Origin of the sequence: Denitrovibrio acetiphilus DSM 12809, from assembly GCF_000025725.1 — a bacterium.
Lineage (GTDB): Bacteria > Chrysiogenota > Deferribacteres > Deferribacterales > Geovibrionaceae > Denitrovibrio > Denitrovibrio acetiphilus.
Genome location: NC_013943.1, coordinates 2,505,974 through 2,526,272 on the forward strand (window position 1 = coordinate 2,505,974; position 20,299 = coordinate 2,526,272).

Genomic DNA, 20,299 nt, shown 5'->3' on the forward strand with positions numbered 1-20,299 from the left:
CGTATGTGCTGCCGCTTCCGGCAGATAATTTTGTTTAATATAGTACAGCTTTGGTACTCTTTTGTCTTGAAAAAATAGAAGAAATGGAGAACATTGTCAATATAAGGCATCTAATGATTATAGGAGATGAACATGAAAGAGAAAGTTTTTAACGTTGACGGCATGTCATGTAACCACTGTGTAATGGCTGTTAAAGAAGCTGTGGAAGACATGGAGGGCGTGTCAGGCTGTGATGTTAATCTCGAACAGGGTACAGCGAAAGTTACATTTTCCGAAGATGTTATAGAAAGCGACATCGTGGAAGCAATAGAAGAAGAGGGATTTAAAGTTTCATGAAAATTTTTGAAAACAACTCGCTGACTATCGGCGAAACTCCCCTTGTACGCCTTAACAGCATACAGGGGAAATATAAAAACAATATCTTTGCGAAGGTAGAAGGTCGTAACCCAGCTTATTCTGTAAAATGCAGGGTTGCCGCAGGCATTATTAAACAAGGCATCGAGTCTGGAAAACTCAAAGAAGGGATGACTATCATCGAGGCAACCAGCGGAAATACAGGCATAGGCTTGTCATACGCAGGAGCCGCCCTCGGGTTTAAAGTTGCCATCATTATGCCCGACACAATGACAATGGAACGAAGAATGATGATGCAGGCATTCGGCACAGAACTGATACTGACAGACGGCAAACTCGGCATGAAAGGTGCTGTAGCTCTTGCTGATGAAATGGTTGCGAAAGAACCTGAAAAATACTTTCTCGCGAACCAGTTCCGTAATCCTGCCAACCCGCTGATACATGAAGCAACAACAGGTCCTGAAATATTCAGAGACACTGACGGTAAAGTCGATGTATTCGTGTCCGGCGTGGGGACAGGCGGTACTATCACTGGTGTGAGCAGGTATCTCAAAAATGAAAAAGGGCTGAATATACTTACAGTCGCAGCAGAGCCTGTTAAAAGCCCTGTTATAAGTCAGTTTATCGAAAAACAGCCTCTACAGCCCGGTCCTCACACCATTCAGGGTATAGGAGCAGGCTTCATCCCTGAAACACTTGACGTTTCGCTTATAGACGATGTGGAGCAGATAGATGATGAAAACGCAAAAGAGTACGCAAGAAGACTCGCCCGTGAGGAAGGGATCATATCCGGTGTTTCCTCAGGCGCTGCTGTGTGTGCTGCAATTCAGGCTATTGAAAAATATAAACTGGAAGGGAAAAATATCGTTGTGATACTTCCGGACAGTGGCGAGAGATATCTCTCCTCCGGATTGTTCCAGGTATAAAAATGTATAGCGGGATGCCTTGTCCCGGCAAGTTATATATAGTCCCTCTTAAATATTTAAGGGGGACTTTAAATCTGACCTTCTCACTTCTTTATTGACTTATACGCTCAATACTCCATAATAAATAGTTATTGCGTTTAACATGATATCAATGCGGGTTCGCCCGCTTTTATACAAGAATATAAATAATATACGGAGAATTTTATGAACATTCAACAAATGATGAAACAAGCTCAGAAGATGCAGAAAAAGATGGAGGAAGTTCAGGAGGAGGCTTCAAAAGAGATAGTCGAAGCAACTTCCGGAGGCGGTATGGTTACCGTTCAGGTCAGCGGCAAACAGGAAATTGTCAGCATCAAAATTGAAAAAGATGTTGTTGACCCTGAGGACGTTGATATGCTTCAGGATCTTGTCCTCGCTGCTGTTAACGAAGGGCTTAAGAAATCTCAGGAAGTGGTTCAGGAAAAGATGTCCGCTGTCACAGGCGGCATGGGTCTGAACATCCCCGGACTGTTCTAAGTACAAACCAAAATGAAAAACAGGATCTTTGAGCGCTGCGTTGGCGAGCTCTCAAGGCTCCCCGGTATAGGCAGAAAGACCGCCGCAAGGCTTGCCCTGCATATACTGAAAGCTGACAGCGAACAGGTGAAATCCCTCGCAGAAAGCCTTGTGGAGCTTAAGGAGAAGACCGTCTTCTGTAAAATATGCGGAAATATGTCCGAGACAGAAGTCTGCCATATATGCACTGACGGCTACCGTAACAGGAGCCAGATATGCGTTGTGGAAGAGGCGAAGGATATCTATGTGCTGGAAGCAACAGGCTTCTTCAGAGGGCTTTATCACGTCCTCGGTGGGCGCATATCCCCCCTCGACGGCATAGGACCGGAAGACCTTCACATTGAAGAACTGCTGAAAAGAGCAAAAGCTGAAGATGTTTCTGAGATTATACTCGCTACCAACCCCGACATCGAAGGGGAAACCACAGCCATATACCTCTCAAAACTACTCAAAAAACAGAACCTGAAAGTGACCAAAATAGCCAGCGGAGTGCCGATAGGTACAAATCTGGAATACACCGACGAGATAACATTGCTTAAAGCGATGGAACAGAGAAAAGATTTTTAAAATGTCAAAAGAAATAATAGTCAATTCGACTTTAAACGAAGTACGGGTAGCCATACTTGAAAACGGCAATCCGGCAGAAATATATGTTGAGCGTGCACACAGTAAAAACGTTGCAGGGAATATCTATAAAGGACGTGTGATAAAGGTTTTACCCGGAATCCAGTCAGCTTTTGTTGATGTTGGTCTGCCAAAGGCGGCTTTTCTGCCCGCTGCCGATGTATATGTGGAAAACGGAGAGCGTGTCAGCTTTCTAGAAAACAACATCGACAGCGAAAGAACAGTCACGGACATTGACCAGATGACCGAAGACGAACAGAAAAATATCCCACCCATCGAAGACATGCTTAAAGAAGGGCAGGAGATAGTTGTACAGGTCGCCAAAGAAGCGATAGGTCAGAAGGGTGCAAGGCTCACAACACACCTTACAGTCCCGGGCAGGTATATAGTCCTGATGCCCGGATATGAACACGTCGGAGTCTCCAGAAAGATAGAAGACGAACAGGAACGTGACCGTCTGCGTGACGTGCTGAAGGCTATTAAATCCCCTAATATGGGGCTGATAGCAAGAACTGTAACAGCCGGACACGACGAGGAAGAACTCCGTGCGGATGTGGATTACCTTTCACGCCTGTGGAGCAAAATAAAAGACAAGATGTCAGGTAAATCACCATGCCTTATTTACGAGGATCACGGACTTGTTTTCCGTATACTTCGTGACGCGGCAACGTCTGACGTCAGCCGTATAGTAATAGACAACAAAGCTGAATTTCTAAAAATCAAATCCTTTCTCCGTGAGTTTCTTCCGGATATGAATATGGAAGTCAGCCTGTTTACAAACGATATCCCGATATTCGACTACTACAACATAGAGATAGAGATCGGACGCATTCTGGACAAAAAAGTCTGGCTGAAATCCGGCGGATACATAATCATTGATCAGGCAGAAGCACTAACTGTAGTTGACGTAAACACCGGAAAATTTGTCGGGAAGAGGAATTTCGAAGACACTATTCTGAAAACCAACCTTGAAGCGTCAAAAGAGATAGCCTGGCAGCTTAAGCTTAGAAATATCGGCGGGATAATCATCGTTGACTTCATAGATATGGCAAAAGAAGAAAACCAGCAGAAAGTAATGAAGGCTCTGGAACATGAGATGAAATCCGACCGTGCTAAAGCGTCTGTGGTGAATATATCACCTCTCGGACTGGTGGAGATCACACGTAAACGTGTTCAGGAGAGCCTGAGCCGTGTCCTTTCGGAAGCTTGCCCCTACTGCGAAGGGCGAGGACTGGTTAAGAGCAAACTGACCATATGTTACGACATCCTCAGAGAAGTCAGACGCATTGCTCCCTTCTTCCGCAACAGAAGGATCGTCATAGAGGCTCACCCTGATGTTGTTGACATTATCCTCGACGACGAAAAGGGCAGTCTCGGCGAGATAGAGCTTATGATGAGCGTAAATGTTGAGGTTAACGCCAACCACACACTGCACATACACGACTATGAAGTTACCCCCCTCGACTAGCAGGATTGCATCTTGCGGCGGGGCACGACACTGTAAATTAAGAGAGATAACATATGTATAACCGTAAGGACGCTTTCTATAAAAAAGCGAAACTGGAGGGGTTCAAATCCAGAGCTGCCTACAAGCTCATAGAACTCAATAAGAAACACGCCCTGTTCAGAAGCGGCGATGCCGTTCTGGATGTAGGCTGTGCACCGGGTGGCTGGATTCAGGTTGTTCTTCAGCAAAAGAAATGTACCGTTGTCGGTGTTGACCTGCTGGAAGTGCTGAACCTTACAGACACACGTTTCACATTTATTCAGGGTGATATAACAGAACAGGAAACAGTAGACAAGGTTCTTGATGCCTGCGACGGCTACGACTGCGTGATCTCAGACGCCGCCCCCAACACTTCCGGTTCTAAACTGCTCGACCACGTAAACTCTGTTGACCTTGTCAGGCTGATATTCTATTTTGCCAAGACAGTTCTGAAAAAAGGGGGCAACTTCGCCTGCAAAGTTTTTGAAGGTGAAGATAGAGATGCTCTCGTGAAAGAGATTAAAAAAGATTTTGACTTCTGCAAAATGCTCCGCCCAGAGGCGACACGTAAGAACTCTTTTGAAATGTATATAGTTTTCAAAGGATTTAAAGGAAACAATGAACAGTAAAGATGTTGAAAAAATTCTTAAACTCGTAAAAAGCGGTGAGGTTGACATAGCATCCGCCGCATCCAGAATAAGCACTCATCTTGACTTCAGCGACGTCAAGCCGGATACTTCCCGCAAAGAGAGGCTCGGCTTTGACGAAGTGATCTACGGCAGAAGCAAATCTATTGAACAGATTGAAAACATAGCATTGAAATATATTGAAAACGAGCTTAACTTTGTATGTACGGGGCTGGACTCCGGCAAAATGGATGCGCTTCTAAGAGAGTTTCCGCATTTTCAGGCAAACAGGCAAGCGGGCATTCTTAGACACATCATTTCCGCTGCGCCCCGCAAAGAAGGAAAAGTAGCGGTCATAACCGCAGGTACATCCGACATAAAAGTTGCCTCTGAGGCAGCAGAGATTCTGGACATATGCGGTATCGACGCTGACATACACGCCGACATCGGTGTTGCCGGGATACACCGTTTTTTCAGCGTGAGAGAACAAATATCTGATGCAAAAGTGATAATTGTCATCGCAGGGATGGAAGGAGCTCTTCCGTCCATAACCGGAGGGATGTTCCCTCACCCTGTCATAGCGGTGCCGACCTCAACTGGATACGGTGCGGCTTTGGAAGGGTTTACAGCACTTTTCTCTATGCTGGCAAGCTGTGCAAATGGGATCACGGTTGTTAACATAGACAATGGTTTTGGAGCTGCAATGGCCGCTGTCCGCATCATAAATGCACTTCAGGAGAATTAACATGCAGCTCACACAGGCAATCACACAACGACGCTCTATCAACTATTTTGATCCTGAAAGAAAAATAGACGAAAAAACAGTGACAGACATACTGAACCTTGCAGCCCTTGCACCATCCAGTATGAACCTTCAGCCATGGAAAGTGATCACCGTTTTGTCTGACGAAAAGAAGGCTGTTTTACGTTCCGTTTCATACGGTCAACCCAAGGTAACAGAGGCTTCTGCGGTTTTTATCCTCCTTGCCGATAAAACATATGCTGAGAAAAACATAAATACAGTACTTGAAAGTATGATAGAACTGGGCTATATGGATAAAGAATCAGCAGCGGAAAAGGCTAAAACCGTTCCAAATTCTCAAGGAGCACCGGACTCATTTTTGCGGGAAAAAAACGCTGTCCTGAATACTGCTCTTTTCGGAATGAACCTGATGTATGCTTGTGCCGTATATGGGATCGAAACTCACCCTATGGGCGGTTTCGAACCGGAAAAGCTGAGGAAAGAATTCGACATCGCAGACAACCTTGTCCCTGTGATGCTGGTAGCTGCAGGATACCTGAAACCAGGAACCAAACTTTTACCGAGAGTAAAAAGGTTGTCATCCGCAGACTTTAACCATATATTATAGAAAATTCATTTTTTAATTTTTATTACTAGGCGAGCCACTTTTTATTTTTGACTGATGAACCATAGTGTATAATTAACATATTGGTTCATTGAATGAGGCTTTGCCAGAGGAGAAAACCATGCCAAGACCGTCAAAACCGAGGATTATCGGTGTTAAACCGGAAATTTCGAATTTCAAACCCAGAGGAATCCCTTCAAAAAAGCTTAAATCTGTGAATCTTGCTCTTGATGAGTTCGAAGCAATAAGACTCGCTGACTATGAAGGTCTCTCCCATGAGGATGCTTCTGTCCTGATGAATATATCAAGACCAACGTTCTCACGTCTTGTGGAAAAAGCCAGAGTCAACATTGCTAACTTTCTGGTGGAAGGCGCTGAGCTTATTATCGAGGGGGGGAATGTCGAATACAGAGACTGTGGATGCAGTAACTGTAAAGAAGGACTTCCCGCAAGCCGTATGGAACGAAGAAACCATATGTGCCCAACAACCAGTAAATAAAGCTAAGGAGACGTAGATATCCTATGAATGACAGTGTGCAGAATTATTATAACGAGCTGGCTTCATCAGACTCAAACAGACATTATAAAGGCATTCCCGTTCTAGCCAGTGATGGGATACATCAATATATAACTGATCTTTCAAAAGGATATCTTAAAGAGGGAGCATCCGTTTTAGACATAGGATGCGGACAAGGTGCCCTCTCTCTCAGGCTTGCTGACAACAACTATAACGTTAATGCGTGCGACAGCTACGACCTGTGTAAATGCAAAGACCGCATTAATTTTATCAACTCTATGATCGAAGATCTGAACACGGATGTTCAATTTGACGGTCTGTTTGCTGTGGAAGTCATCGAACATGTCGAAAACGTTTTTCAGTTTCTAGAGATAGCCAAAGGGCTGCTGAAAGACGATGGATATATTTTTATCACAACGCCTAATATTGAAACTTTCACGAGTAAAATACGTTTCCTTCTGACAGGGGAACATGCACTTTTTGCTGAACATAACCAAAAGCAGGACGGGCACATTAACCCGGTTCATCACTTCCAGATTGCTTATGCCTGTGAAAAATACGGACTGAAAATAGTTGAATCAACTTCCATACTTAAAGAGAGATTCCCGAAAAACCTCTTTAAACAAATGCTGTACGGCTTAATGTATATACCGGTTCTCTTCTCTAAACATAAGAACGACAAAGGTAAGATAAAAGTCTATGTGCTTGAAAAAGCCTAGCTTAATCCTCTTTGAACCTCTTCTTTGATATAACCAGCACAAAAGGTGCTTTCACACCTTCCGGAACTGAAGCGAGAATTTCCGCTGCTGTTCCCCGGTAGGTTACCTCATCCGGCATGCCCAGATTCATTGAAAGGCTCATCTTTTTATCTATAAACGAAACTTCATCCAGAAGCTGATGCAGAACATATGGTCGTTCCAGAAGCACAACAGTATCTCTGCAATTATAGACACGGTCAAAAAACTTCTTCCTCTGATCATTTTCTTTCGGAGGAAATCCCATAAAGTAGAAACTTTCCGAGAAATATCCGCTGACAGAGAGTGCAGCCGTTATGGATGACGGACCGGGTATAGATACAACCTGATACCCTGCGTTCCATGCCATATTTATAAAATCATACCCCGGATCTGCAACACATGGTGTCCCTGCATCAGAGATAAGAAGAACATTTTCATATTCGGCACTCACTTCAACAAGAAACTCTTTCTCACGCTTCAAGGAGTGCTCGTTCAGAAACATCTGTTCAGCACTGCGAACATCTGCTCCCGCAACAAAACGACCGAGATTGCGTCTGTCTTCCCCTATAATGAGTCCGCATTTCGCTGCGATCTCTTTCAGATGGGGCGGAATATTTGAATAATCGCCGGTAATATCAGTTCCGGCTACATATATTGTCGGCATATTAATCTATCACCTCAAGTCCGTTCAGGTATGGTCTGAGAGCTTCCGGTACAGTTACAGTGCCATCTTCGTTCTGATAGTTTTCGAGTATGGCGAGGAAAGTCCGCCCGACAGCAAGCCCTGACCCGTTAAGTGTATGTGCAAATTCAACTTTTTTATCCCCTTTCCTGCGGAAACGTATGGAAGCACGTCTCGCCTGAAAGTCCATAAATGTTGAACATGATGAAATTTCTCTATAGCCGCCCTGAGAAGGAAGCCATACTTCAATATCAAATGTTTTAGCTGATGAAAACCCAAGGTCGCCGCTGCAAAGGGTCATAATACGGTATGGGATATTCAGTTTCTGAAGTATCATCTCCGCTGACTCAAGGAGTTCCATAAGCTCTGTATCGGAGTCTTCCGGTTTAACAACCTTAACCAGTTCCACTTTATTGAACTGATGCTGGCGGATAAGCCCTCTCACATCTTTTCCGTGTGAGCCTGCCTCACGCCTGAAACATGCAGAATATGAACAGTGCTTCACAGGGAGCATCTCTTCATCAAGTATTTCCTGAGAGTAAAGGTTTGTAACAGAGACTTCCGCAGTAGGAATAAGATACAGTCCGTCTTTCTCACATTTGAACGCATCTTCTTCGAATTTAGGAAGCTGTCCTGTCCCTTTCATCGCTTCAGCGTTAACAAGGTATGGCGCCAGTACCTCTTTATATCCCCTCTCTGCATGGGCATCCAGCATGAAGTTTATAAGAGCTCTTTCCAGCTTAGCTCCCAGTCCCATATAAGCAGAGAAGCGTGACTGGGCAATCTTAACACCACGTTCAAAATCAACGAGACCAAGCCCTTCGGCAATATCCCAGTGAGGTTTAGCCTCGAAAGAATATTTCTTCGGCTCCCCCCATGAACGAAATAATACATTATCATTTTCGTCAGCGCCAACAGGCACTTCGTCTTTAATTAAATTAGGTATAGTGAGAAGCATGTCAGTCATCTGTTCCTGAGCTTCCGTAAGTTCAGCGTCTATAGCAGATATCCTGTCACCTGCATTACGCATTTTTGCCTGAATCTCCGATATATCACCGCCGGCTCTCTTAATCGCGCCGATCTCTTTGCTAACTTTATTGCGCTCAGCTTTCAAAACGTCATTCTCAGCCTGAAGACTTTTACGTTTCTCATCCAGAGATATCAGCAGATCGAAATCGAACTGCGCCCCTCTGTCTGCCGTCTTCTTTTTAACTTCGTCAATATTAGCAATGATATATTTGATATCAAGCATTTACTTCTCCCCTTTCTCTTCCATTTGCGTGGTTATATTCGCAAGAAGGCTTGTGAGCTCTCTTACCACGTCAACCACATATTTTGAATTCGGACGTTCGTCTATAAGTTTTCTATAGTATTTCACAGCCTCAGCTTCTCGTCCCTTTTTATCTGCGAGCCAGTTGGCATACATGTATAGAGCCTCATCGTACGAGGCTGTATCAGAATAATTGCTTATAAGATATTTAAGCCGTCCTTCCGCCGAGTCAGGCTCTTTTATCCTGAAGTAAAACTTAGCCACATAAAGCTCACGTTCGGCAAGCATACTGCGAAGCTCAACGATTTTTTTATTCAGTTCAAACTCTCTGGCGAACGCAGGAGACTTGTCACGAAGCTTTGTAAAAGCATTAAGCGCACCCTCAGCGGCCGACATGTCTCGGTCGATAGTGTCTATCTGAGCGTAATGTGAAAGCCCAAGGCGAAGCATAGCGGTGTTTGCATCCTCTGTCTCGCCGTATATCTCAAGAAACAGCTCATAGGCAGGTATTGCTTCAACATATTTTTTATCAAGAAAATATGAGTCCGCAAGGAAAAGCTGCGCTTTGGCAGCCATTTCAGGTGTTTCGGCTTCCATCAGAGTATTTTCAAAATAGGTAACAGCTTTCTCGTAATTTCCCTTTTTAAAGTATGTCATACCAGTCTTCATACTCTCTTCTGCTGTCATCTGATTTGGTGCTTTCTTTGCACAGCCGGCAAATGTGAGTACGCAGATCATAATCAGTAAAACGGTCTTTCTCATGTATCACCCTAGTTTTTCGATAATCTCGCAATATATATCGGGATATATTATTCTTTTAATTCTGCATCGATAAGGCCCATAGCCATCGGTGGCAACGCCGTCAATGAAATAAGCTTTTCCGTCTATCTCCGGAGCCTGAAAGAGCGCTCTCCCCTGAAGGATAAGCTCTGACTGGTCGCTCTCCCCTTCAACGAAACAGATTATGTCGTTTTTTTTGAGCATTTTCAAGCGGTTGTTGGTATTTGTTTTCTGTATCTTCTGTAGAGCTCTGATACGCCTGTTGGTCTCACGTTTCCCGACGCTCGCACCAAGCTCATATGCAGAGGTCCCCTTCTCTCTGTAATAAGGGAAAAAACCTGCGAAGTCCGGCTTATGCCTTGTCAGAAACTTCTCAAGCTCAGCAAAGTCCCCTTCAGTCTCCCCCGGAAAGCCGACTATCATAGTGGTTCTGATAAAGCTTTCAGGGTCAGCCTTTCTTATGCTGTCGTAAACATCGTCTATAATACTGCTGTCTGACTTCCTCTTCATCGCTTTAAGCATTTTATCGCTGTAGTGCTGAACAGGAATATCAAAATAGCTGAGTATCTTTTTGCTTCCGCATATTACATCAATAAGTTCCTGAGTCACCCCATCAGGGTTCAGGTACATTATTCGTATTTTAAAATCACCTTCGATACCTTCCAGCTTTTTAAGAAGCTCCGGCATAGAAGGTTTTCCGTAGATATCCTTTCCGTACTTAGTATTATCCTGAGAGATGACGATCAGCTCTTTTACACCGCCGTCCACAAGGCTCTCCGCCTCTTTAACGATATCTTCCATCTTTCTGCTGACAAGCCCGCCCCGTATCCCCGGGATAGCACAATAGCTGCATCTGTTGTCGCACCCTTCGGACACTTTCAGATATGCGAAGTAATGCTCGTTTGCAAGTATCCTTGCGTCGCCGTAGTCAGGCACAGCACTGTCATCTTCAAGCAGATACCCCACCACTTTCTGAAGATCTCCGACTCCGGTAAAATAATCCACCTCAGGAAACTCAGTCTTCATCTCATCAGAATATCTCTCGCTCATACAGCCTGTTACAATAAGCTTCGCTCCGGCTTTACGCCGTTCTCCCATCTCCAGAATATTATCAATAGCTTCCGCTACGGCTGGCTCTATGAACCCGCACGTATTCACTATGATCGCATCTGATTCTTCGGGTATATTTGTTATCTGAAAGCCTGCTTTCTCAATAGCGCCCATCAGGTATTCAAGATCAACCTGATTCTTTGAACATCCCAGACTTATAAACGAAACTTTATTATTTCTCAAAGAGCACCCTGATATTTTTACAGTCTTCACTGATATTCTTGATTAATTCATCAACATTACTGAACTTACTGTCTTTGCGTATGAAATTAACTACTTCCACATCAATAACTTTGCCATAAAGGTTTTCTGAAAAGTCAAAGACGTTAACCTCAACACGTCTATTGCCTGCATCGGCTACAGTTGGTCTGTCGCCTATATACAAAGCACCGATATGCTGTTTTCCGTCAATATGCACTATGCTTGAATAGATGCCATTGGCGGGAATAAGTTCGTTTTGAACATTTATGTTTGCTGTCGGAAAACCAATTTTAGTGGCGAGCCCGTCACCTCTGACGACTTCCCCCCGCATAACATAGTTTCTCCCGAGGAGCTTTGCAGCTGTTTCCGGTTTACCTTCCTTCAGAAATTTTCTGATGTTCGTGCTGGAAGCTGTAACGCCATCCACAACAACTTTGGATACGCGCAAAGCAGTAAACCCGAGCTTCTCACCCATAATCTGCAAAAACTCGTATGACCCCTGTCTGTTTCGACCAAAGCGGTAGTCATAGCCGACGACGATAAAACTCGCCATCATTTTTTTTATAAGGAATTCCCTTACAAACACCGAAGGATCTATACTGGCAATCTCTTTGTTAAAACTCAGCAAAAAGAGTTTATCAACGCCGAGTTTTTCAAATTCTTCCGCCTTCATCTCTGTTGTCTGGAGCAGATCGACATCTGCGCCAAAGAACCTCATCGGGTGGGGATCAAAGGTTACAAGTCCGCTTTCAAAACCCCGGTCTTTCGCAAGCTCGACTATACGGCGCACAATAGAAGCGTGTCCGAGATGCACACCGTCAAAGTTTCCGATGCTGATCACCATATTTTTTTCTGCCTGAAATTGCGTCAGGTCTCTTATGATTTCCATTGAGGTTAAAATATGCCAGATACAGATGATAAATCAACATATTTTATAAGATATATAATATTACTTCGGGGATATGCAGAAATTCAATTGACAAAGACCGGATGCAATATATATAAATATACAGATAATAACTCAAGTTTCGCATCTTTGAAATAGTAAATTTTGGATAGAATGCCTTACCATTTCTTGAATCCCAGTTAATTTATCCATAAAAAATGCGAATGTTTCTTTTGCACCATCAATTATCGATAATAGTTGGTTTATGAATTTTTCCATAAACGCCAGAATGTTCAGTTCTTCAACTTCATAACGTAAACCCTCATACAGACTGCCTTTGTGACGGAAATCACCATTTATCCGTTCCATATAGCTCAGAATGATAAACCTAACGAGTGACAGTGTCAGGAAGCAAATGTTAGCCTCAAAGCTTCTGGATTGATTTTTCCCAAAGAAGAGCTTGCTCTTAGCTTCTTTAAACAGTACTTCCACCGCCCATCGTTGCCCATAGGTTTCAATTATTTTTGCCGATGTCAAAGAGGTATCCGTTGACAGCAGAATAATAGGCTTCTTCGATTTACTTTTCTCTGATGGCTGACAGAAGACAAGCTTAACAAGAGTTTCACCGAAAAAAGCATTAGTGGATGATACAAATACCCTGTCTTTACCAATAGTAACTGTTTCTTTCTTTAAAGCTGGAACAACGCATTCCCATAAGCGTTTGGTTGAGTATACCTTGCCATTTAATACAACAGTTAATGTCGGTGTAGTTTTAAGCATGGCAATCACGTCATAGCCTATCTCATGAAAGATTGATGAAACAAGCTTCGGCGTACAGTACCAGCTGTCAAACAGAACCGCTCCTGCATCCAGCCCTTTCTGTTTCGCCCGTTTGAGCATTTCTTTTACCAGTGTTGGTTTGTCTTTTACTGCTTCCTGTCTACGATGCCACGCCAGCATCCGCTTATCCATTTCAGTCTCTGTCGATTGGTTGAATACTTTTCTGCTGCTCCGCTGCAAAGCAAAATCTACAGGAACAAATGACGAACGATCACTCCAGCCAAGTACAACAGCACTGAAGCCTTTCACGCTTTTACCTTTGCTATGGTCAAACACCCAGGAGACTTCTTCAATCTTCTTACCGGCTTTCGGAATCACTGTGTCATCAATGACAAGAACACGCTGTTGCCAGCTGCTGAATGATTTAAAATGCTTGATCACCCTTAACGATATATCCATCATAAAACGTCGCCAATTGATACTTGTACGTGTACTTAAACGATAAAAAACATCTTTACCGCCTAAATCGAATAAGCTATTCCGGCAGTGGGAAACAAAATGGTGAACGCTTTTGCCGAGAAACGTCAGAAAAACCAAGGCAATAAGAACAGAAAACGGTTCAACGCCCTGATTCTTTGAGATACCGCACCTATAGGCAATTGTACGCAGCTGCAGAGCCCTTATTACTCGGAATATCTCAAATTCTTTCCATAATGCCGCTTGAACTTCGGTTTGTATTGATTTATTCTCAAACATAGAAAAAGTCTCCTAGATGTAATTGTTCTTCGAAAATCAATATACCATTTATGTGAGACTTTTTCTATTATTATATTAACTATAACAATAAGTTAGCGCAAAGATACGAGATGCGAAACTTGAGATAATAAATCAAAAATTATCCAATTTTATTCATTTGAAGGAGCATACTTATGGAAGAATGGTTTAATACCTATTCAGAAAAACTGAAAGCACTCGGTCACCCGATCAGACTGAAACTTGTTATAGGGCTTATGGGAAAAGAGTGCAACGTAACAAAAATCTGCAAAGGGCTGGAAATACCTCAGGCAACAACCAGCCAGCACCTTGCGATACTCAAAAACAAAGGTATCATCGTAGGCAAAAGAACAGGAACCAGCATTTGCTACAGCCTTTGCGACGACGGTGTCAAAGAGATGATAAAAGAGCTTATGCATAAAACAGGAGCAAAATCACCTTGCGACGAATCCTGATAGCAATCCCCCTGATGCTGCTCACCGCCTATGCCGGAGCCAGACCAATGAACTTCGACGAAGCAAAAAGGGCAGCACTGGAAAACTCTTATATAATAAAGTCCTATGAGGAGAAAGAGAAAGCTGCCTCATACCGTCATATGGAAGCTGTGGGGAATTACCTGCCGAAGGTAACATTAACCCAGACATATTCCAGAACCGACGAGCCGGCAAATGCCGCTTTCAGCTCTATGGCGCAAGGACGTTTTGACAATAATTATTTCCAAAACAAACTCCCTGATCCTGACTATGTCACAAACCACCAGAGCAAAATACAGATAATGCAGCCGATATTCATGAGAGGGCAGATAGTGTTCGGTATCAGACAGGCAGAAGAGGCATATGCCGCAAGCCGTTTTGAAACCGAACGGGTAAAACAGAGAACACTGTTTAATCTGCACAGAGCATTTTATGGACTGGCGCTGGCGGAGAAAGCTCTGGATGTTGTAAAGCATTCATACGACCGCACTAAAAGATATTACAACACCGCGCAGGATTTCTATGAAAACGGGCTGATCGTCCAAAGTGACCTTCTGGTCTCTGAGAGCTATCTACTCATGAATGAGCAGGCTGTCAAAGATGCAGAAAAACAGCACGCCGTGGCAATGAGTCAGCTTCAGAGACTGCTTGCTACAGACGACCCCATAGAAATAATCTGGACAGACCCTCATCTCAGTTTCAAAGAAGACATAGACTCCTACATAAAGACCGGTCTGGAGAACAGGCAGGATCTTTCTGCAATGAAAAGATACTCCTCTGTCACAAAACTCGAAAGCACCAAGGCGAAAGCTGCATTCCTGCCGTCTGTTTCAGTATTTGCAGACTATCAGCGAAACGATGATGAGATGTTCGGCGACAACGGCGACGGCTACACTTTCGGTGCGCAGATGGAGCTGAACCTCTTCAACGGATTTTCAGACTATAATAAAACAAGAGAAACAAAAAGCGCTCATTACGCCATGCTGCACGAAATTGCAGATAAGAGACTGGCGATCAAATCTGAAATCAAAAACTCATTCTACGGAGTAATCGCCGCATCAAAGCAGATCGAAGCATCCCAAAAACGTGTGGAGGCTGCACAGAAAGCGCTGGAGATCACTGAGAACAGATTTAATGAAGGATTGAGCAAAGTTACAGAGCTTCTCGACCGCGAGGTAGACCTGAAACAGGCGGAACTCTCCCTATATATGTCTGAATATCAGCAGATAGTTGAAAAGGCAGGGCTTCAGCTTGCCTCAGGAACACTTGATTAGCAAAACTTTATGACTTACCAATGGGCAGATGCACATATGTGTGATTCTGCCCGCTGTTTATGTATTCATCTTTCTATGTCTATAGTATAATTCAGACAGAGCAGATGTTTGTATATGCGCTATATACAAACATCTGGTAATGGTTTGAATACATTGTTTTTTTACTTGAATATTTCAAATTAGTTTTTAATATATGAATATATAGATAAATAAGAGGTAGTAATATGCTTCGTTTTGTTTTAATTTCTCTTCTCGCCGGAACTATACTCACGGCATGCGGTAAAGAGGACAAAAAACCGGAAACTGTTGACACACCCAGAACAGTAACCGTACAGACTATGACAGTTTCAAATTCAGATACAGCGTCTTCACGCAGTTTCACAGCCACCGTATCAAGCGAAAAAACAGCATTTATCATCCCTAAGGTTGTCGGCTATGTAGAGCAGATACCTGTTAATCCCGGGCAAAAAATTCAAAAAGGCGACCTGCTTGTCTCTATTAAAAGCGGTGAACTGGAAGATAAATACAATTTTGCAAAATCAGCAGTCAGAGAATCAGAAAATGCTCTGAAACAATCAGAGATAGGCCTAAAAATGGCAGAAGGTCAATACAAACAGGCTCAGTCACAGTTTGAACTTGCTAAAAAGACTTACGACAGATTCAGCAATCTGATAAAGAACAACAGCGTCAGCAGACAGGAGTTTGACCAGGTGGAGGCGAATTACGACCTCGCACGTCAGGCTCTGAATATATCCGAAGAAAATGTCAGTCTCGCCCGTGAAAAAGTTGAGCAGGTCAAACTGAAAGAACAACAGGCAAGAAGCATGCTCAGTGAGGTTCAGACCTACCTTTCCTATACACAGATAAAAGCCCCTTTTGACGGTGTTGTACTGGAAAAGAATATGGATGCCGGCAACCTCGCGTCCCCCGGTAACCCCATCATGAAAATAGGAAATTCATCCACAGTGGTTTACACATATATCAGCCAGTCACTGATAAACGAGATCCAGCCCGGCACTGAAGCTGTGATCAGCATTGAATCTATGAATGCCGAATACGAAAGTGAAGTTCTCGAAATCAGTCCGGAGATAGACGTTTTCACAGGGAATTTCAAAGTGAAGCTCATGGGGTGCGATAAGCTTTACCCGGGTATGTTTGCAAGAGTGCGTTTCGCCACCGGTTCAGAACAGGTGATAACAATACCTGACTCCGCACTGGTTAAGCGGGGGCAGCTATCAATAGTTTTTGTAGACGATAACGGTAAGGCGGATATGCGGGTTGTCAAAACAGGTAGAGAGCTTGCGGGAACAGTCGAGATCATATCCGGTCTGGAAATAGGAGAAACCATCGTAACACGCAACGCCAAGCTCCTTAAGTCCGGCGACATATTAGAGGCTGAATAAGATGAGCACAGATAAAGAGAAGAAAAATCTTGCGGAGAAGATAGCCTCGGGCTTTATCACTTCAAAGATAACTCCTCTGCTTGTTATAGCGACAATATTCATAGGTCTGGTCTCCATTGTGATGACCCCAAAAGAGGAAGAACCCCAGATAGTTGTTCCTATGGTGGACATCTTTGTCCCCTACCCGGGCGCCACTGCGGGAGATGTCGAGAAATCCGTCTCCGAGCCTCTGGAACAGATCATATGGGAAATCCCGGGTGTCGAATACGTTTACAGTACAAGCATGAACGATATGGGTATGGTTGTTGTACGCTTCAAAGTCGGCGAAGACACTGTTGAATCCATAACAAAGCTTAAAGACAAAATAGACTTCAATATGCAGAGGATGCCATACGGAGTTCAGCCCCCTGTCATACAGACCCGCGCTATCGATGACGTGCCTCAGATAGCATTCACACTTTGGTCAAAAAACTATGACGCATACCAGCTGAGGCGTATCGCAGCGGAAACAGAAAAACGCTTAAAAGAAGTTGAAAACGTATCTAAGACAAGCATAATCGGAGGGTATAAACGCATTCTCCGCATTGAACCAAACATAGAAAAACTGAAAGCATACAACCTCGACCTTTTCCGGCTCATGAAAGCTGTCGCAAGCTCCAACACCTCACTGAACACTGGGGACATCACAAGCGGAAACAAGGTCTATTACATATCTGCCGGCGGATTTTACTCCGACGCCGCAAGTGTCAGGTCTATGGTGGTGGGCGCCCACGACGGCAAAGCTGTTTACCTGAAAGATGTCGCAGAAGTATATGACGGACCGGAAATCCCCGAACACCACCTTATGATGGGATTCCCTAAAGACGAATCACTAGAGAGATATCAGGCGGTTACAATATCAATATCCAAACGTAAAGGGAGTGATTCTGTTGTGGTGTCTGACGCTGTGATGTCTAAGATGAGCGAGCTTAAAGGTTATGTTATCCCAAAAGATGTAGATGTAACAGTCACCCGTGACTACGGAGAGACAGCATATAAGAAAGTTATGATGCTCATAGAGCACCTTGTCGGTGCCATAATAGCTGTTATACTCGTTATGACTCTCACAATGGGCTGGCGTGCCGGTGTCGTCGTTTTTGTGGCACTGCCTGTTACATTTGCTCTGACCTTCTTTGTCTATTTCATGTTTGACTACACTCTGAACCGTGTAACACTCTTTGCCCTGATATTCGTAGCGGGGCTTGTGGTGGACGATGCGATTATTGTTGTGGAAAACATGGAACGGCACTTCAAAATGGGCGGGAAAAATCTTTTGCAAAGGGCTATCAAAGCGGTGGGCGAAGTCGGAAACCCAACTATACTGGCGACAATAACAGTAATTGTTGCGATATTCCCTATGGCATTTGTCCGCGGACTGATGGGGCCTTACATGAAGCCTATGCCCATCGGTGCATCCCTCGCAATGATATTCTCACTCTTTGTGGCTCTTATGATAACACCTTGGCTCTCTTACAAGCTGCTCGCAGGACATGCGGCAAAGCATGCAGGTGATACAGTCAATGAAGAAGAATATATAAAACAGACAAAGCTTTATAAGATTTATAATTCTGTTTTCGGAACTCTTATAGATAACTGGAAAAAGCGGCTGACACTCATTATCGTACTTCTGGTGCTTTTTTTCGGAGCTTTTATCTTCATCCCTACCAAGCTTGTTGTGATGAAAATGCTCCCCTTCGACAATAAAAACGAAATACAGATAGTAATAGACACGCCTGAGGGAACTCCGCTTGAAAAAACAACGCTGGTGGCTACTGAAGTTGGTAAATACCTTAGCACCCTTGACGAAGTCAAAGACTACCAGATATATTCCGGCATTTCTTCCCCTTATAATTTTAACGGTCTTGTGCGTCACTATTTTCTCAGAAGCGGCCATAATGTCGCTGATGTTCAGGTGAATCTGGTTGATAAATCACAGCGCAAGCTGAAAAGCCACGACCTTGCAAAAATCATACGCGAACCTATTCAGAAAATAGGCGACAGATTCAATGCAAACATAAAGATAGCAGAAGTTCCCCCCGGTCCTCCTGTCCTTTCGACACTCGTGGCAGAAGTCTACGGACCGGATGAAAAAAGCCGGAGCGAAGTTGCAGCTATGGTTATGAACATATTCAGAAACACTGAAGGCGTTGTGGACATAGATACCTACGAAGAGGACAATATGATCCAGCTTGACCTGCAGGTTGACAAGCAGAAGGCCGCAGTAATGGGCATCTCGTCCGAAATGGTCTCTAAAACGCTCTATATCGCATTACAGGGGATGAAGGCAGGTGTTCTCCACACTGAAGAAGACAGAGAACCTGTCGACATAATAATCCAGCTGCCGGAAGAACGGCGTAACATGCTCGAGACACTCTCGGAAATCAACCTTGTGTCCATGAGCGGACGGTCAGTTTCACTTGGTGAGCTGGTAACTATCAGGGAAAAGATAAAAGCTAAGTCCATCTATCATAAAAACATGAAACCTGTTGTATATATCACTGCCGATGTCGCAGGCAAGGTTGAAAGCCCCGTTTATCTGATTCTGGAGATGAAAAAGAAGATAGAGAATATCAAATGGCAGGGTATCGGCGTCAAGCAATACTGGATAGACGCACCTTCAAACAATGATGTCCCCGCTGTGAAGTGGGACGGCGAATGGCAGATAACCTATGAGGTTTTCCGTGATCTTGGTCTTGCTTTCGCTGCTGTGCTGGTGCTTATGTATTTTGTGCTTGTAGGATGGTTCAAATCCTTCATAACACCACTCATAATGATGGTTCCTATACCATTGTCGCTGTTGGGGATTATCCCCGGGCACTTTATATTTGGCAAGTTTTTCACTGCCACCAGCATGATAGGCTTCATAGCACTTGCGGGTATTATGGTGCGAAACGCTGTTCTCCTCATAGATTTTATCGAACACGGACTCAAAAACGGTAAAAGCCTGCGTGACGCAGTCATTGAATCAGGTGCCATAAGGACTCGTCCTGTAGTGCTTACAACCATCGCTGTTGTGGCAGGCGCTCTCTTTATGCTTCCCGACCCTATCTTTGCAGGTCTGGGAGTTTCTCTCATCACCGGTGCGGTGGTGTCAACAATACTGACTCTGCTTATAATCCCGCTCTTATATTATTTTCATCATGAGTTCTGGGACGACAGGCTGAACAAAGGAGATAAAGCATGACAATTAAAGACATTTTAAGACTGGTACCGGGGATTTTCATCCTCTTTAGTGTCCTTATGGGAATGTATGTAAACCAGTGGTGGTTTGCTCTGACAATATTTGTCGGACTGAACCTCATCCAGTCAGCTTTCACCAAATGGTGTCTGCTGGAAAGCATACTCCGTAAACTGGGTGTACCTGAATAGACTAACAATCATGCCCCTTTGGATGCAAACCAGAGGGGCATAATGCTCATTTCGTCACACAAA

21 protein-coding genes are annotated in these 20,299 nt (G+C 43.9%); 15 read left to right on the forward strand and 6 right to left on the reverse strand.

Annotated features, from left to right (window positions below):
- The first annotated feature begins 132 nt into the window (after positions 1-132).
- From DACET_RS11920 to DACET_RS11965, 10 genes are all read left to right on the forward strand, one after another.
- Positions 133-336: a heavy-metal-associated domain-containing protein gene (locus tag DACET_RS11920; protein WP_013011632.1), complete on the forward strand. Its 204-nt coding sequence runs from the start codon at positions 133-135 to the stop codon at positions 334-336.
- Positions 333-1,280, forward strand: coding sequence for a cysteine synthase A (cysK, locus tag DACET_RS11925; RefSeq protein ID WP_013011633.1), 948 nt, complete (start codon positions 333-335; stop codon positions 1,278-1,280). The genes DACET_RS11920 and cysK overlap by 4 nt, the downstream gene beginning before the upstream one ends.
- 204 nt (positions 1,281-1,484) lie before the next feature.
- On the forward strand, positions 1,485-1,799 hold the full coding sequence (locus tag DACET_RS11930; RefSeq protein ID WP_013011634.1) for a YbaB/EbfC family nucleoid-associated protein: 315 nt from the start codon (positions 1,485-1,487) through the stop codon (positions 1,797-1,799).
- Between the two features lie 12 nt (positions 1,800-1,811).
- Positions 1,812-2,405: a recombination mediator RecR gene (gene recR / locus DACET_RS11935; RefSeq protein WP_013011635.1), complete on the forward strand. Its 594-nt coding sequence runs from the start codon at positions 1,812-1,814 to the stop codon at positions 2,403-2,405.
- Position 2,406: 1 nt separating this feature from the next.
- Complete coding sequence (locus tag DACET_RS11940; protein ID WP_013011636.1) at positions 2,407-3,930, forward strand: Rne/Rng family ribonuclease; 1,524 nt, start codon at positions 2,407-2,409, stop codon at positions 3,928-3,930.
- Positions 3,931-3,983: 53 nt separating this feature from the next.
- The gene (locus DACET_RS11945; protein ID WP_013011637.1) at positions 3,984-4,577 is read left to right on the forward strand and encodes an RlmE family RNA methyltransferase; all 594 of its coding nucleotides are present in this window, start codon (positions 3,984-3,986) and stop codon (positions 4,575-4,577) included.
- Positions 4,567-5,319 carry a nickel pincer cofactor biosynthesis protein LarB gene (gene larB, locus DACET_RS11950; protein WP_013011638.1) on the forward strand — a complete coding sequence of 251 codons (753 nt, stop codon included), beginning with the start codon at positions 4,567-4,569 and terminating at the stop codon, positions 5,317-5,319. Before DACET_RS11945 ends, larB begins: the two co-directional genes overlap by 11 nt.
- Position 5,320: 1 nt before the next feature.
- Positions 5,321-5,944, forward strand: coding sequence for a nitroreductase family protein (locus DACET_RS11955; protein WP_013011639.1), 624 nt, complete (start codon positions 5,321-5,323; stop codon positions 5,942-5,944).
- A gap of 118 nt (positions 5,945-6,062) precedes the next feature.
- Positions 6,063-6,440, forward strand: a complete 378-nt coding sequence (locus tag DACET_RS11960) for a DUF134 domain-containing protein (protein ID WP_013011640.1) — start codon at positions 6,063-6,065, stop codon at positions 6,438-6,440.
- A 23-nt stretch (positions 6,441-6,463) separates the two neighbouring features.
- Complete coding sequence (locus tag DACET_RS11965; protein ID WP_013011641.1) at positions 6,464-7,177, forward strand: class I SAM-dependent methyltransferase; 714 nt, start codon at positions 6,464-6,466, stop codon at positions 7,175-7,177.
- A 1-nt stretch (position 7,178) separates the two neighbouring features.
- On the opposite strand, the gene rsmI is transcribed toward DACET_RS11965, so the two are convergent.
- From rsmI to DACET_RS11995, 6 genes are all read right to left on the reverse strand, one after another.
- Entirely contained in the window at positions 7,179-7,859 is a 681-nt protein-coding gene (gene rsmI / locus DACET_RS11970) for a 16S rRNA (cytidine(1402)-2'-O)-methyltransferase (protein ID WP_013011642.1), read from the reverse strand.
- Between the two features lies 1 nt (position 7,860).
- Positions 7,861-9,129: a serine--tRNA ligase gene (gene serS / locus DACET_RS11975; protein ID WP_013011643.1), complete on the reverse strand. Its 1,269-nt coding sequence runs from the start codon at positions 9,127-9,129 to the stop codon at positions 7,861-7,863.
- Positions 9,130-9,909 (reverse strand): outer membrane protein assembly factor BamD, encoded by a 780-nt coding sequence (locus tag DACET_RS11980; RefSeq protein WP_013011644.1) that lies wholly within the window; start codon positions 9,907-9,909, stop codon positions 9,130-9,132.
- A 3-nt stretch (positions 9,910-9,912) separates the two neighbouring features.
- Positions 9,913-11,220, reverse strand: coding sequence for a 30S ribosomal protein S12 methylthiotransferase RimO (gene rimO, locus DACET_RS11985; RefSeq protein ID WP_013011645.1), 1,308 nt, complete (start codon positions 11,218-11,220; stop codon positions 9,913-9,915).
- Positions 11,210-12,127, reverse strand: a complete 918-nt coding sequence (ribF, locus tag DACET_RS11990) for a riboflavin biosynthesis protein RibF (protein WP_013011646.1) — start codon at positions 12,125-12,127, stop codon at positions 11,210-11,212. Before ribF ends, rimO begins: the two co-directional genes overlap by 11 nt.
- 132 nt (positions 12,128-12,259) lie before the next feature.
- Positions 12,260-13,660: an IS4 family transposase gene (locus tag DACET_RS11995; RefSeq protein ID WP_013010092.1), complete on the reverse strand. Its 1,401-nt coding sequence runs from the start codon at positions 13,658-13,660 to the stop codon at positions 12,260-12,262.
- 173 nt (positions 13,661-13,833) lie between these two features.
- Here DACET_RS11995 and DACET_RS12000 point away from each other — a divergent pair, with 173 nt between their 5' ends.
- The 5 genes from DACET_RS12000 to DACET_RS12020 all read left to right on the forward strand — a co-directional run bounded on the left by DACET_RS12000 (position 13,834) and on the right by DACET_RS12020 (position 20,236).
- Positions 13,834-14,133, forward strand: a complete 300-nt coding sequence (locus tag DACET_RS12000; RefSeq protein ID WP_013011647.1) for an ArsR/SmtB family transcription factor — start codon at positions 13,834-13,836, stop codon at positions 14,131-14,133.
- A complete protein-coding gene (locus DACET_RS12005) occupies positions 14,118-15,425 on the forward strand; it encodes a TolC family protein (RefSeq protein WP_013011648.1) in 1,308 nt (435 codons plus the stop codon). The genes DACET_RS12000 and DACET_RS12005 overlap by 16 nt, the downstream gene beginning before the upstream one ends.
- Before the next feature lie 224 nt (positions 15,426-15,649).
- Positions 15,650-16,828 (forward strand): efflux RND transporter periplasmic adaptor subunit, encoded by a 1,179-nt coding sequence (locus DACET_RS12010; protein WP_013011649.1) that lies wholly within the window; start codon positions 15,650-15,652, stop codon positions 16,826-16,828.
- Position 16,829: 1 nt separating this feature from the next.
- Complete coding sequence (locus DACET_RS12015; RefSeq protein WP_013011650.1) at positions 16,830-20,051, forward strand: efflux RND transporter permease subunit; 3,222 nt, start codon at positions 16,830-16,832, stop codon at positions 20,049-20,051.
- On the forward strand, positions 20,048-20,236 hold the full coding sequence (locus DACET_RS12020) for a YgaP family membrane protein (RefSeq protein ID WP_013011651.1): 189 nt from the start codon (positions 20,048-20,050) through the stop codon (positions 20,234-20,236). The genes DACET_RS12015 and DACET_RS12020 overlap by 4 nt, the downstream gene beginning before the upstream one ends.
- Positions 20,237-20,299: the final 63 nt, after the last annotated feature.